Genomic DNA, 14,411 nt, shown 5'->3' on the forward strand with positions numbered 1-14,411 from the left:
AGACATGACGACAAAGAAAAAGCTCATCGCCGGCAACTGGAAGATGAACGGCAGCCTCGCGGCCAACGAGGCGCTGGTGAAGGCTCTGCTGCAGGGCGTCGGCACGCCTTCGTGCGACATCGCGGTGTGCGTTCCGACGCCGTACCTGGCGCAGGTGCAGGCGCTCGTCGCCGGATCGCCGATCGCGCTGGGCGCGCAGGACGTGTCGGCGCAGCCGCAAGGCGCATTCACCGGCGAACAATCGGCGGCCATGCTGAGGGACTTCGGCGTGCGCTATGCGATCGTGGGCCACTCGGAGCGCCGCCAGTACCACGGCGAGACGGACGAACTGGTGGCGGCCAAGACCGCCGCTGCGCTCGCGAACGGCATCGCGCCCATCGTCTGTGTCGGCGAAACGCTGGCAGAGCGCGAGGCAGGACACACCGAAGAGGTCGTGAAGCGCCAGCTCGCGGCGGTGATCCATGTCAATGGCCACTGCATCAGCGAGATCGTCGTGGCCTACGAGCCCGTCTGGGCCATCGGCACCGGCAAGACCGCGACGCCCGAGCAGGCGCAGGCGGTGCACGCCGTGCTGCGTGCGCAACTGCACCACGCGGCGAGCGAACACGCGGCAGGCATCCGCATCCTTTACGGCGGCAGCATGAATGCAGCCAATGCGACCGAATTGCTGGCCCAGGCCGACATCGACGGCGGCCTGATCGGCGGCGCTTCGCTGAAGGCACCCGACTTTTTGCAGATCATTGCTGCGGCACGCTGAGACCAGCGCAGCCGCGAACGAATTTAGGAGTTAGAACGAATGAACGTGGTCCTCAATATCCTGGTGGGCGTACAGATGCTCACCGCACTCGCGATGATCGGCCTGATCCTGATCCAGCACGGCAAGGGTGCCGACATGGGTGCGGCCTTCGGCAGCGGCAGTGCGGGCAGCCTGTTCGGCGCCAGCGGCAGCGCGAACTTTCTTTCGCGCACCACCGGCGTTCTCGCCGCCGTGTTCTTCGCATGCACCTTGCTGCTCGCCTATTTCAGCCATGCACGGCCGACGGGCGGCGGCAGCCTGCTCGAGCGCGCCACGATCGGCGCGCCGGCGCCGGCGCCTGCCCCCGCACCTTCGGGCCCGGCATCGCAGATTCCTTCCGGCAACGCACCTGCTGCGGCACCGGGCACGAATGCACCGGCTTCGGCGCCTGCTGCACCGGCTTCGGGCGCTGCGCAGATCCCGACCAAGTGATCCTGTCGTTTTCGATGCGGCCACCGAGCGAAAACGACTTCATTTCAGGGTAAACTCTAAAGCTGTCCGGAAAGCCAAAACCCTATCGGGTTCCTCATGCCATCCGGACACACAAAACCGCGGTCGTGGTGAAATTGGTAGACACGCTATCTTGAGGGGGTAGTGGCGAAAGCTGTGCGAGTTCGAGTCTCGCCGACCGCACCAAATCTCGCCGGCAGGAAGCTTCATCTTCCTGTCGGCGTCAAGCGGTAAAAGACCCCGATGAACCTCGATTCCTACCTTCCCGTCCTGTTGTTCATCCTGGTCGGAGTCGGTGTCGGCGTCGCACCGCAGGTTCTCGGTTACATCCTCGGCCCCAATCGGCCCGACGCTCAAAAGAACGCGCCCTACGAATGCGGCTTCGAGGCCTTCGAAGACGCGCGCATGAAGTTCGACGTGCGCTACTACCTCGTAGCGATTCTCTTCATTCTTTTCGACCTCGAAATCGCCTTTCTCTTCCCGTGGGCGATCGCGCTCAAGGAAATCGGTCCGGTCGGTTTCTGGGCCATGATGATTTTTCTCGCCATCCTCGTCGTGGGCTTCGTCTACGAGTGGAAAAAGGGCGCGCTCGACTGGGAATGAACAATGGCCATTGAAGGCGTCATGAAGGAAGGCTTCGTCACCACCACCTACGACTCGGTGGTGAACTGGGCCAAGACCGGATCACTGTGGCCGATGACCTTCGGCCTCGCATGCTGTGCGGTGGAAATGATGCACGCGGGTGCCGCGCGCTACGACATCGACCGCTTCGGCATGCTGTTCCGCCCGAGCCCGCGCCAGTCCGATCTGATGATCGTGGCCGGCACGCTGTGCAACAAGATGGCGCCGGCGCTGCGCAAGGTCTACGACCAGATGCCCGAGCCCCGCTGGGTGCTGTCGATGGGCTCGTGCGCCAACGGCGGCGGCTACTACCACTACAGCTACTCGGTCGTGCGCGGCTGCGACCGCATCGTGCCGGTCGACGTCTATGTGCCGGGCTGCCCGCCGACCGCCGAGGCGCTGCTCTACGGAATCATCCAGCTCCAGCAGAAGATTCGCCGCACCAACACGATCGCGCGTGCCTGAGAAGCGAGAGACGATGACCGACTTTGCTATTTCTCCCGAGGCACTGCAGACCCAGATCGCCGAAACGCTTGGCGCCAAGGCCAAGAGCGTCACCCTCGCGCTCGGCGAAGTGACGGTGGTGGTCGGCGCGGCCGACTATCTGGAAGCCGCGACCCTGCTGCGCGACGCGCCCGGCTGCCGCTTCGAGCAGCTGATCGATCTCTGCGGCCTGGACTACTCCGACTACCGCGAAGGCGAGTGGGAAGGCGAACGCTTCTGCGTGGTGACGCACCTGCTTTCCGTGAGCCTCAACCAGCGCGTGCGCCTCAAGGTGTTCGTGCCCAACGAAGATCTGCCGGTGATCGATTCGCTGACCGGCATCTGGAACGCCGCCGGCTGGTTCGAACGCGAAGCCTTCGACCTCTACGGCATCGTGTTCGAAGGCCATGACGACCTGCGCCGCATCCTGACCGACTACGGCTTCATCGGCCACCCGTTCCGCAAGGACTTCCCGGTCTCGGGCCATGTCGAGATGCGCTACGACGCGGAGCAGAAGCGCGTCATCTACCAGCCGGTCTCGATCGAGCCGCGCGAGATCACGCCGCGCGTGATTCGCGAAGACAACTACGGCGGATTGCACTGAGACCGACATGGCCGAAATCAAGAACTACACGCTGAACTTCGGACCCCAGCACCCCGCGGCGCACGGCGTGCTGCGCCTGGTGCTCGAGCTCGACGGTGAAGTCATCCAGCGCGCCGATCCGCACATCGGCCTCCTGCACCGCGCGACCGAGAAGCTCGCCGAGACGCGCACCTACATCCAGTCGCTGCCCTACATGGACCGGCTCGACTACGTCTCGATGATGAGCAACGAGCACGCGTACTGCCTCGCGATCGAGCGGCTCATGGGCCTCGACGTGCCCATCCGCGCGCAGTACATCCGCGTGATGTTCGACGAGATCACGCGCCTCTTGAACCACCTTCTGTGGCTGGGTGCGCACGGCCTGGACTGCGGTGCGATGAACATGCTCATCTACTGCTTCCGCGAGCGCGAAGACCTGTTCGACATGTACGAGGCGGTGTCGGGTGCGCGCATGCACGCGGCCTACTATCGGCCGGGCGGCGTCTACCGCGACCTGCCGGACGCGATGCCGCAGTACAAGGTCAGCAAGATCAAGAATGCGAAGGCGATCGAGCGCCTCAACCAGAACCGCCAGGGGTCGCTGCTGGACTTCATCGACGACTTCTGCAAGCGCTTCCCGAAGATGGTCGACGAGTACGAGACGCTGCTCACCGACAACCGCATCTGGAAGCAGCGCACTGTTGGCATCGGCGTGGTAACGCCCGAGCGCGCGCTGAATCTCGGCTTCACCGGCCCGATGCTGCGCGGCTCGGGCGTCGAATGGGATCTGCGCAAGAAGCAGCCCTACGAGGTCTACGACCGCATGGACTTCGACGTGCCGGTGGGCAAGACCGGCGACTGCTACGACCGCTATCTCGTGCGCGTCGAGGAAATGCGCCAGGCCAACCGCATCATCCAGCAGTGCTCGGCCTGGCTGCGCGTCAACCCGGGCCCGGTGATCACCGACAACCACAAGGTCGCGGCGCCGGCGCGCGAGTCGATGAAGGCGAACATGGAGGAACTGATCCACCATTTCAAGCTCTTCACCGAAGGCTTTCACGTGCCCGAAGGCGAGGCCTATGCCGCGGTCGAGCATCCCAAGGGCGAGTTTGGCATCTATCTCGTGAGCGATGGCGCCAACAAGCCCTACCGTCTGAAGATCCGCGCTCCGGGCTTCCCGCATCTGGCGGCGCTCGACGAGATGTCGCGCGGCCACATGATTGCCGACGCGGTCGCGGTGATTGGCACCATGGACATCGTGTTCGGCGAGATCGACAGGTGAGCGAACGAATGACCACCCACAGCAGCAACCAGGCGCCGCTTTCGGCCGCCACGCTGGAGCTTTTTGCGCGCGAGGTCGCCAAGTACCCGCCGGCAGGCAAGCAGTCGGCCGTGATGGCCTGCCTCGCGATCGTGCAGAAGGACGAAGGCTTCGTCAGCGTGCAGCGCGAGCGCGAGATCGCCGCCTACCTCGGCATGGCGCCGATCGCGGTGCACGAGGTCACGACCTTCTACAACATGTACAACCAGCAGCCGGTGGGCAGGTTCAAGCTCAACGTCTGCACCAACCTGCCGTGCCAGCTGCGCGACGGCGCGGTGGCGCTGGCTCATCTCGAGAAGAAGCTGGGCATCCAGATGGGCGAGACCACGGCGGACGGCATGTTCACGCTGCAGCAGAGCGAGTGCCTCGGCGCCTGCGCCGATTCGCCTGTGATGCTGGTCAACGACCGCACCATGTGCAGCTTCATGAGCAACGAAAAACTCGATCAGCTGATCGACGGCCTGCGTACCTCGACGGCGGAGGGTGCGCAATGATGACGCCCGAACAAGTGCTCTCGCAGTTCCAGGCAACCGGCGTCCAGACCTGCTTTCACGACCGCCATATCGAGCCGCAGATCTATGCCGGTCTCGACGGCACCAACTGGCGCCTGGCCGACTACGAAGCGCGCGGTGGCTACAAGGCGCTGCGCAAGATCCTCGGCGAAGGCATCACGCCCGAGCAGGTGATTGCCGAAGTCAAGGCCTCGGGCCTGCGCGGGCGCGGCGGCGCGGGCTTCCCGACCGGCCTCAAGTGGAGCTTCATGCCGCGCCAGTTCCCGGGCCAGAAGTACCTGGTCTGCAACTCGGACGAAGGCGAGCCCGGCACCTGCAAGGACCGCGACATCCTGCAGTTCAACCCGCACATCGTGATCGAGGGCATGGCCATCGCCGCCTATGCGATGGGCATCAGCGTGGGCTACAACTACATCCACGGCGAGATCTTCCAGACCTACGATCGCTTCGAAGAAGCGCTGGAAGAGGCGCGCGCCGCCGGCTTCCTGGGCGATGCCATCCTGGGCAGCAGCTTCAATTTCCAGCTGCATGCGTCCCATGGCTTCGGCGCCTACATCTGCGGCGAAGAAACCGCGCTGCTCGAATCGCTCGAAGGCAAGAAGGGCCAGCCGCGCTTCAAGCCGCCGTTCCCAGCGAGCTTCGGGCTCTACGGCAAGCCGACCACCATCAACAACACCGAGACTTTCGCTGCGGTGCCGTGGATCATCGTCAACGGCGGTCCGGCCTACCTCGAATGCGGCAAGCCGAACAACGGCGGCACCAAGATCTACTCGGTCAGCGGCGACGTCGAACTGCCCGGCAACTACGAAGTGCCGATGGGCACGCCGTTCTCGAAGTTGCTTGAACTCGCCGGTGGCGTGCGCAAGGGCCGCCAGCTCAAGGCAGTGATTCCTGGCGGCTCGTCGGCGCCGGTGCTGCCGGCCTCGATCATGATGGAGTGCACGATGGATTACGACTCCATCGCCAAGGCCGGCTCGATGCTGGGCTCGGGTGCGGTGATCGTGATGGACGACAGCCGCTCGATGGTCGAGTCGCTCAAGCGCCTCTCGTACTTCTACATGCACGAGTCTTGCGGCCAGTGCACGCCGTGCCGCGAAGGCACGGGCTGGCTCTGGCGCGTGGTGGACCGCATCCACAACGGCCACGGCAAGCCGAGCGACATGGAGCTGCTCAATTCGGTGGCCGACAACATCCAGGGCCGCACCATCTGCGCGCTCGGCGACGCCGCCGCGATGCCGGTGCGCGCCATGATCAAGCACTTCCGTCACGAGTTCGAGGCCTTGATCCCGGGCTACGTCCCGAAGGCACCCGTCAAAGCCTGAGCGCGAAAACACATACATATATGGTTGAAATCGAACTCGACGGCAAGAAGGTCGAAATCGTCGAAGGCAGCATGATCATGCATGCGGCCGACAAGGCGGGTACCTACATCCCGCACTTCTGCTATCACAAGAAGCTCAGCATCGCGGCCAACTGCCGCATGTGCCTGGTCGACGTCGAAAAGGCGCCCAAGCCGATGCCGGCCTGCGCCACACCGGTGACGCAGGGCATGATCGTGCGCACGAAGAGCGACAAGGCGATCAAGGCCCAGCAGTCGGTGATGGAGTTCCTGCTGATCAACCATCCGCTCGACTGCCCGATCTGCGACCAGGGCGGCGAATGCCAGCTGCAGGACCTGGCCGTCGGCTACGGCGCTTCGTCCTCGCGCTACGAAGAAGAAAAGCGCGTGGTCTTCCACAAGGACGTGGGCCCGCTCATCAGCATGGAAGAGATGAGTCGCTGCATCCACTGCACGCGCTGCGTGCGCTTCGGCCAGGAAGTGGCCGGCGTGATGGAGCTCGGCATGTCGCATCGCGGCGAGCATGCCGAAATCGAAACCTTCCTCGGCGATTCGGTCGACTCCGAGCTCTCGGGCAACATGATCGACCTCTGCCCCGTGGGCGCGCTCACCAGCAAGCCCTTCCGCTACAGCGCCCGCACCTGGGAACTCTCGCGCCGCAAGTCGGTGAGCCCGCACGATTCGACCGGCGCCAACCTGATCGTCCAGGTCAAGAACAACCGCGTGATGCGCGTGGTGCCGCTCGAGAACGAAGAAGTCAACGAATGCTGGATCGCCGACCGCGATCGCTTTTCGTACGAAGCATTGAACGGCCCCGAGCGCCTCACGCAGCCGATGCTCAAGCAGGGCGGCCAGTGGCAGCAGGTCGACTGGCAGACCGCGCTCGAGTACGTGGCCAATGGCCTGAAGCAGATCAAGACCGACCATGGCGCGCAGAGCATCGGCACACTCGCCAGCCCGCACAGCACGCTCGAAGAGCTGCACCTGGCCAAGCTGCTGACGCACGGTCTCGGCAGCGGCAACATCGACTACCGGCTGCGCAACGCCGAGTTCAACGCCTTCGAAGGCGTGCGCTGGCTCGGCACCTCGATTGCATCGCTGTCGCAACTGCAGCGCGTGCTCGTGATCGGTAGCAACCTGCGCAAGGACCATCCGCTGTTCGCGCAGCGCATTCGCCAGTCGGTGCGCAAGGGTGGCGTGCTGAGCGCGCTGACCTCGCCCGAACTGCTGGCCGACGACGAAGCCTGGGCCATGCCCGTGGCGAACGCCGTGCGCGTGGCGGCGCAGAACTGGGTGGATGCGCTGGCCGAGATTGCCGGCGCGGTTGCCGCCAGCACCGGCGTCGCGGCGCCCGTGGCCAGCAGCGATGCGCCCGGCGATGCAGCCAAGGCCATCGCAGCGTCGCTGCTCGGCGGCGAGCGCAAGGCTATCCTGCTCGGCAATGCGGCCGCTCACCATGCCGACGCCGGCGCGCTGCTGGCGCTGGCGAACTGGATCGGCGCCCAGACCGGCGCAACCGTCGGCTATCTCACCGAGGCCGCCAATACGGTCGGCGCGCAGCTGGTCGGTGCCCTGCCCAGGGACGGCGGCCTGCACGCGGGCGACATGCTCGCAGGTGGACTCAAGGCGGTGCTGCTGCTCAACACCGAGCCGGTGTTCGATTCGGCGGCCGCCGCATCCGTGATCGAGGCACTCACGCACGCCCAGATGGTCGTGACGCTGAGCCCCTTTAAGGCCAATCTCGAATTCAGCGACGTGCTGCTGCCGATCGCACCCTTCACCGAAACGCCGGGCACCTTCGTCAACGCCGAAGGCCGCGTGCAGAGTTTCCATGCGGTCGTAAGGCCGCTCGGCGAAGCGCGTCCGGCCTGGAAGGTGCTGCGCGTGCTGGCCAACCTGCTGGGCCTTTCGGGCTTCTCCTTCGAATCGACGGCCGATGTGCTGGCCGACATCGGCGCAGGCGCCAGCGTGCCGGCCGACAAGCTGAGCAATGCCACCGCAGCCCGTCTCGACGGTGAACGCGCCGCCCATGCTGCGCCGCCGGTGGCGGCAAGCATCTACCAGCTCGACTCGATCGTCCGCCGCGCGCCGTCGCTGCAACTGACGGCCGACGCGCGCGCGACGCACATCGTGGCCGCGCAGGAGGTGTTCGCATGATCGACACCCTGCACGGCTTCGGCCAGGGCCTGGTCGCGGCCCAGTGGTGGACCGGCCTCGCCTGGCCGGTGATCTGGACCTTGATCAAGATCGTCGTCGTGGTGCTGCCGCTGATGGGCGCGGTCGCCTACCTCACGCTGTGGGAACGCAAGGCCATCGGCTTCACGCAAATTCGCCTGGGCCCCAACCGCATCGGTCCGCTGGGCCTGCTGCAGCCCATTGCCGACGCGCTCAAGCTCCTGACCAAGGAAATCATCCTTCCCACGGTCGCGAACAAGGGCCTGTTCCTGCTCGGCCCGATCATGACCATCATGCCGGCGCTGGCCGCCTGGGTCGTGATTCCGTTCGGTCCCGACGTCGCGCTGGCCAACATCAATGCCGGCCTGCTGTTCGTCATGGCCATCACCTCGCTCGAGGTCTATGGCGTGATCATCGCGGGCTGGGCCTCGAACTCGAAGTACGCGTTTCTCGGTGCGCTGCGCGCCTCAGCGCAGATGGTCAGCTACGAAATCGCGATGGGCTTCTGCTTCGTCGTCGTGCTCATGGTCTCGGCCAGCCTCAACATGACCGACATCGTGATGGGGCAGGGCAAGGGGCATTTCGCCTCGATGGGCATCGGCTTCCTGTCGTGGAACTGGCTGTCGCTGCTGCCGATCTTCCTCGTCTACTTCATCTCGGGCCTGGCCGAAACCAACCGCCATCCCTTCGACGTGGTGGAAGGCGAATCGGAAATCGTCGCCGGCCACATGATCGAGTACTCGGGCATGAGCTTCGCGATGTTCTTCCTGGCCGAGTACGCCAACATGTGGCTGGTCTCGATCCTGTGCGCGGTCCTGTTCCTCGGCGGCTGGCTGCCTCCCTTCGACTTCCTCGGCTTCATCCCGGGCTGGATCTGGCTGGGCATCAAGACCTTCGTCGTGGTCACCATGTTCCTGTGGGTCCGCTCGACCTTCCCGCGCTTCCGCTACGACCAGATCATGCGGCTCGGCTGGAAGATCTTCATTCCGGTCACGCTGGTGTGGCTGGTGGTGGTCGGCGCCTGGATGCAGACCCCGTACAACATCTGGAAATAACTGGAATCGCCATGTCTGCGCACACCGCAACCTCGCCGGCGCCGTTTTCGCTCAAGGACTTCCTGTCCAGCTTCATGCTGGTCGAGTTGTTCAAGGGGCTCGCGCTGACCGGCAAGTACGCCTTCAGCCGCAAGATCACCGTGCAGTTTCCCGAAGAGAAGACGCCGCTGTCGCCGCGCTTCCGCGGCCTGCATGCACTGCGCCGCTACGAGAACGGCGAAGAGCGCTGCATCGCCTGCAAGCTCTGCGAGGCCGTCTGCCCGGCGCTCGCGATCACCATCGAATCGGATGTGCGCGACGACGGCTCGCGCCGCACCACGCGCTACGACATCGACCTGACCAAGTGCATCTTCTGCGGCTTCTGCGAAGAGAGCTGCCCGGTCGACTCCATCGTCGAAACCCACATCTTCGAATACCACGGCGAAAAGCGCGGCGACCTGTACTTCACCAAGGACATGCTGCTGGCCGTGGGCGACCGCTACGAAAAAGAAATCGCCGCCAACAAGGCGGCGGACGCCAAGTACCGCTGAAGCGGGACTGGCCCGAACTTCAAAAAACCAACCCGATCCATGGACGTCAAGACCGGCCTGTTCTACCTGTTTGCCGCGGTGCTGCTTTTCGCGGCCTTCCGCGTCATCACCGCGCGCAACCCCGTGTATGCCGCGCTCTATCTGGTGCTTGCGTTCTTCCAGGCATCGGCCATCTGGCTGCTGCTGCGCGCCGAGTTCCTGGCCATCTCGCTGGTGCTCGTCTACGTCGGCGCGGTGATGGTGCTGTTCCTGTTCGTCGTGATGATGCTCGACATCAACGTCGACGCGCTGCGCGAGGGCTTCTGGAAGCACTTCCCGCTCGCGGCCGGCGTCGGCGCGCTGATCGCGCTCGAAATGGCCGCGGTGCTGATGGGCGGCTTCCGCCTCGCCGAGCCGAAGACCGCCATGGCCTCCGGGCCGGGCACTTCCAATACGCTCGAACTCGGCAAGCTGCTCTACACGGAGTACCTCTACCCGCTGGAGATCGCTGCCGTCATCCTGCTGGTCGCCATCGTCGCGGCCATCGCGCTCACGCTGCGCACCCGCAAGGACAGCAAGTACGTGAATCCGTCCGACCAGGTGCGCGTGAAGGCGCGCGACCGCGTGCGCATCGTGCAGATGCCCGTCACGCGCGCGGCGCAGCCTGCCGCCGCAGAAACACCGGCAGCCGGGGAGACCAAGGCATGACGCTCACGCTCGGACACTTTCTCTCGCTGGGTGCGATGCTTTTCGCGCTGTCGGTGATCGGCATCTTCCTGAACCGCAAGAACCTGATCGTGCTCTTGATGTGCATCGAGCTGATGCTTCTTGCAGTCAACGTGAACTTCGTCGCCTTCTCGTACTTCCTCGGCGATATGCACGGCCAGATCTTCGTGTTCTTCATCCTGACCGTGGCCGCGGCCGAGTCGGCCATCGGGCTGGCGCTGCTGGTCCTCTTGTTCCGCAACAAGTCGAACATCAACGTCGACGAACTCAACGCGCTCAAGGGCTAGGACTGACATATGAGCGCAACTCTCTCCGCATCCGCACTGCTGGCCGTGCCGCTGGCGCCCCTGGTCGGCTCCGTGCTGGCCGGCCTGTTCGGCACCAAGTTCGGCGGCAACCACATCGGCCGCCGCATCACGCATTCGCTGACCATCCTCGGCGTCTTCATCGCTTTCGTGATCTCGGCCATGACGCTCAAGAGCGTGGTCGCCGACGGCGCCCGCTTCAACGCCACCATCTACGAATGGATGGTGGTCGGCGGCCTCAAGATGGAAGTCGGCTTCCTGGTCGACGGCCTCACCGCGATGATGATGTGCGTCGTGACCTTCGTGTCGCTGATGGTGCACATCTACACCATCGGCTACATGGAAGAAGACGAGGGCTACAACCGATTCTTCGCCTACATCTCGCTCTTCACCTTCTCGATGCTGATGCTCGTGATGAGCAACAACATGCTGCAGCTGTTCTTCGGCTGGGAGGCGGTGGGCCTGGTGTCCTATCTGCTGATCGGCTTCTGGTACAACAGGCCGAGCGCGATCTTCGCCAACCTCAAGGCCTTCCTGGTCAACCGCGTGGGCGACTTCGGCTTCATCCTCGGCATCGGGCTGATCGCCGCCTACGCCGGCACGCTGAACTACGCCGAGGCCTTCGCCAAGGCCGACGCGCTTGCCAAGCTGAGCTTCCCCGGCACCGAGTGGATGCTGATCACCGTGATCTGCATCTGCCTGTTCATCGGCGCGATGGGCAAGAGCGCGCAGTTCCCGCTGCACGTGTGGCTGCCCGATTCGATGGAAGGCCCGACCCCGATCTCGGCGCTGATCCACGCCGCGACCATGGTGACGGCCGGCATCTTCATGGTGGCGCGCATGTCGCCGCTGTTCGAGCTCAGCGACGCGGCGCTTTCCTTCGTGCTCGTGATCGGCGCCATCACCGCGCTCTTCATGGGCTTCCTGGGCATCATCCAGAACGACATCAAGCGCGTGGTCGCCTACTCGACGCTCTCGCAGCTCGGCTACATGACGGTGGCGCTCGGCGCTTCGGCGTATTCCGTCGCCGTGTTCCACCTGATGACGCACGCCTTCTTCAAGGCGCTGCTGTTCCTCGGCGCCGGCTCGGTGATCATCGGCATGCACCACAACCAGGACATCCGCTGGATGGGCGGCGTGCGCAAATACATGCCGATCACCTGGATCACCTCGCTCGTGGGTTCGCTGGCGCTGATCGGCACGCCTTTGTTCGCGGGCTTCTACTCGAAGGACAGCATCATCGAAGCCGTGCACGAAAGCCATCTCTGGGGCGCGGGCTTCGCGTACTGGGCGGTGCTGGCTGGCGTGTTCGTCACGGCCTTCTATTCGTTCCGCATGTACTTCCTGGTGTTCCATGGCAAGGAGCGCTACAACCAGAATCCCGAGAACAATCACCACGGCGACGATGCGGAACCGGATCCGCACGGTCATCACCACGATCACAGCGTGCCGCACGAGTCGCCCTGGGTGGTCTGGCTGCCGCTGGTGCTGCTGGCCATTCCCTCGGTCGTGATCGGCTACATGACCATCGATCCGATGCTCTTCGGCGGCTTCTTCAAGGACGCGATCATCATCGACGAGAGCAAGCACCACGCGATGAAGGAACTGGCCGAGGCCTTCCACGGCCCGATGGCGATGGCCCTGCACGGCCTCACTGCCGCGCCGTTCTGGCTCGCGCTGGCCGGCGTGGTGATGGCCTGGTACATGTACCTCGTCAATCCGGCGCTGCCGGCGGCGATCAAGCGCGCCTTCGGTCCCGTCCATCGGCTGCTCGAGAACAAGTACTACATGGACTGGATCAACGAGAACTTCATCGCGCGCGGAACGCGCGCGGTGGGCACCGGTCTCTGGAAAGGCGGGGACCAGGGGGTCATCGACGGCGCCATCGTCGACGGCTCGTGGCGGGCGATCGGCCGCGTCGCCGGCGTCGTGCGCTGGATGCAGTCCGGCTACATCTACCACTACGCGTTCGCGATGCTGATGGGCATCTTCCTCCTCATGACGTACTTCGTCTGGTTCAACAGGTAAGCGCAAAGCGCCGGAGATAAAACAAAAATGGGTTTGTTGAGCCTTGCCATCTGGGTGCCGATCGCGTTCGGCGCCGCGCTGCTGGCCTTCGGTAAAGACGAGCATGCGAACGGCGTGCGCTGGATCGCGCTGGTCGGTTCGATCGCGAGCTTCCTGGTCACCATTCCGCTGTACACGCGCTTCCAGACCGGAACCGCCGCAATGCAGTTCGTCGAGAAGGGAAGCTGGATCGAGCGCTTCAGCATCCACTACCACGTCGGCCTCGACGGCCTGTCGCTGTGGCTGGTGCTCTTGACCGCGTTCATCACGGTGATCGTGGTGATCTCCGCGTGGGAGGTGATCACCGAGCGCGTCAACCAGTACATGGGCGCCTTCCTGATCCTTTCGGGCCTCATGATCGGCTCCTTCTCGGCGCTCGACGGCATCCTGTTCTACGTGTTCTTCGAAGCCACGCTGATCCCGATGTACCTGATCATCGGAATCTGGGGCGGCCCAAACAAGATCTACGCGGCCTTCAAGTTCTTCATCTACACGCTGCTCGGCTCGCTCCTGATGCTGGTCGCGCTGATCTACATGTACAACAAGTCGGGCGGCAGCTTCGACATCCTGAGCTGGCACAAGCTGCCGCTCAGCGCGAGCGCGCAGACCTTCCTGTTCTTCGCCTTCTTCGCGGCCTTCGCGGTCAAGGTGCCGATGTGGCCGGTCCATACCTGGCTGCCCGACGTGCACGTCGAGGCGCCCACGGGCGGCTCGGCCGTGCTGGCCGCGATCATGCTGAAGCTCGGCGCCTACGGCTTCCTGCGTTTCTCGATGCCGATCGCGCCCGATGCTGCGCACGAATGGGCCTGGCTCATGATCGGGCTGTCGCTGATCGCGGTGATCTACGTCGGCCTGGTGGCGCTGGTGCAGCAGGACATGAAGAAGCTGGTGGCCTATTCGTCCGTGGCGCACATGGGCTTCGTGACGCTTGGTTTCTTCATCTTCAACGAGCTCGGCGTGTCGGGCGGCATCGTGCAGATGATCGCGCACGGCTTCGTCTCTGGCGCGATGTTCCTCTGCATCGGCGTGCTCTACGACCGCGTGCACTCGCGCCAGATCGCCGACTACGGCGGCGTGGTCAACACCATGCCCAAGTTCGCGGCCTTCGCGCTGCTGTTCGCCATGGCCAACTGCGGCCTGCCCGCCACCGCCGGCTTCGTCGGCGAATGGATGGTGATCCTCGGCGCGGTCAAGGCCAACTTCTGGCTCGGCCTGGGCGCCTCCACGGCGCTGATCTTTGGCGCCGCCTACACACTGTGGATGTACAAGCGCGTCTACCTCGGGCCGGTGGGCAACGACCATGTGAAGGAACTGAGCGACATCAATGCGCGCGAGTTCCTCATGCTGGGCTTGCTCGCGGCCGCGGTGCTGTGGATGGGCATCTATCCCAAGCCCTTCACCGATGTGACGAATGCCTCGGTGGCCGAGCTGCTGCGCCACGTAGCGACCTCGAAGATTCCATAAGTCCA

General features: G+C 64.3%; 15 protein-coding genes and 1 tRNA gene. All 16 read left to right on the top strand.

The features are described from left to right. Positions 1-4: 4 nt before the first annotated feature. Positions 5-757: a triose-phosphate isomerase gene (gene tpiA / locus BLS74_RS01675; RefSeq protein ID WP_093102681.1), complete on the top strand. Its 753-nt coding sequence runs from the start codon at positions 5-7 to the stop codon at positions 755-757. A 39-nt stretch (positions 758-796) separates the two neighbouring features. Beyond that, positions 797-1,228 (top strand): preprotein translocase subunit SecG, encoded by a 432-nt coding sequence (secG, locus tag BLS74_RS01680; RefSeq protein WP_093102422.1) that lies wholly within the window; start codon positions 797-799, stop codon positions 1,226-1,228. A 119-nt stretch (positions 1,229-1,347) separates the two neighbouring features. Further along, positions 1,348-1,432 (top strand) — tRNA-Leu (locus tag BLS74_RS01685). Between the two features lie 57 nt (positions 1,433-1,489). Then, a complete protein-coding gene (locus tag BLS74_RS01690) occupies positions 1,490-1,849 on the top strand; it encodes an NADH-quinone oxidoreductase subunit A (protein WP_093102424.1) in 360 nt (119 codons plus the stop codon). A gap of 3 nt (positions 1,850-1,852) precedes the next feature. After that, a complete protein-coding gene (locus BLS74_RS01695) occupies positions 1,853-2,332 on the top strand; it encodes a NuoB/complex I 20 kDa subunit family protein (protein ID WP_021008163.1) in 480 nt (159 codons plus the stop codon). 13 nt (positions 2,333-2,345) lie between these two features. Beyond that, complete coding sequence (locus BLS74_RS01700) at positions 2,346-2,954, top strand: NADH-quinone oxidoreductase subunit C (protein WP_093102425.1); 609 nt, start codon at positions 2,346-2,348, stop codon at positions 2,952-2,954. Between the two features lie 7 nt (positions 2,955-2,961). Further along, positions 2,962-4,215, top strand: a complete 1,254-nt coding sequence (locus BLS74_RS01705; RefSeq protein WP_093102427.1) for an NADH-quinone oxidoreductase subunit D — start codon at positions 2,962-2,964, stop codon at positions 4,213-4,215. An 8-nt stretch (positions 4,216-4,223) separates the two neighbouring features. Continuing rightward, positions 4,224-4,748, top strand: a complete 525-nt coding sequence (locus BLS74_RS01710; RefSeq protein WP_093102429.1) for an NADH-quinone oxidoreductase subunit NuoE — start codon at positions 4,224-4,226, stop codon at positions 4,746-4,748. Further along, positions 4,745-6,088 (top strand): NADH-quinone oxidoreductase subunit NuoF, encoded by a 1,344-nt coding sequence (gene nuoF / locus BLS74_RS01715; protein ID WP_170855467.1) that lies wholly within the window; start codon positions 4,745-4,747, stop codon positions 6,086-6,088. The genes BLS74_RS01710 and nuoF overlap by 4 nt, the downstream gene beginning before the upstream one ends. A gap of 20 nt (positions 6,089-6,108) precedes the next feature. Then, on the top strand, positions 6,109-8,262 hold the full coding sequence (gene nuoG, locus BLS74_RS01720; protein WP_093102430.1) for an NADH-quinone oxidoreductase subunit NuoG: 2,154 nt from the start codon (positions 6,109-6,111) through the stop codon (positions 8,260-8,262). Continuing rightward, positions 8,259-9,335, top strand: coding sequence for an NADH-quinone oxidoreductase subunit NuoH (nuoH, locus tag BLS74_RS01725; RefSeq protein ID WP_093102432.1), 1,077 nt, complete (start codon positions 8,259-8,261; stop codon positions 9,333-9,335). The genes nuoG and nuoH overlap by 4 nt, the downstream gene beginning before the upstream one ends. Before the next feature lie 11 nt (positions 9,336-9,346). Beyond that, positions 9,347-9,865, top strand: coding sequence for an NADH-quinone oxidoreductase subunit NuoI (gene nuoI / locus BLS74_RS01730; RefSeq protein ID WP_093102433.1), 519 nt, complete (start codon positions 9,347-9,349; stop codon positions 9,863-9,865). A gap of 39 nt (positions 9,866-9,904) precedes the next feature. Beyond that, on the top strand, positions 9,905-10,552 hold the full coding sequence (locus BLS74_RS01735) for an NADH-quinone oxidoreductase subunit J (protein ID WP_093102435.1): 648 nt from the start codon (positions 9,905-9,907) through the stop codon (positions 10,550-10,552). Then, positions 10,549-10,857, top strand: a complete 309-nt coding sequence (nuoK, locus tag BLS74_RS01740) for an NADH-quinone oxidoreductase subunit NuoK (protein ID WP_086922746.1) — start codon at positions 10,549-10,551, stop codon at positions 10,855-10,857. Before BLS74_RS01735 ends, nuoK begins: the two co-directional genes overlap by 4 nt. Before the next feature lie 9 nt (positions 10,858-10,866). Beyond that, positions 10,867-12,903 carry an NADH-quinone oxidoreductase subunit L gene (gene nuoL, locus BLS74_RS01745; RefSeq protein ID WP_093102437.1) on the top strand — a complete coding sequence of 679 codons (2,037 nt, stop codon included), beginning with the start codon at positions 10,867-10,869 and terminating at the stop codon, positions 12,901-12,903. 27 nt (positions 12,904-12,930) lie between these two features. After that, on the top strand, positions 12,931-14,406 hold the full coding sequence (locus tag BLS74_RS01750) for an NADH-quinone oxidoreductase subunit M (protein WP_093102438.1): 1,476 nt from the start codon (positions 12,931-12,933) through the stop codon (positions 14,404-14,406). The last annotated feature ends 5 nt before the right edge of the window (positions 14,407-14,411 follow it).

The organism is Variovorax sp. CF079 (assembly GCF_900101545.1).
Classification (GTDB): Bacteria; Pseudomonadota; Gammaproteobacteria; order Burkholderiales; family Burkholderiaceae_C; genus Variovorax.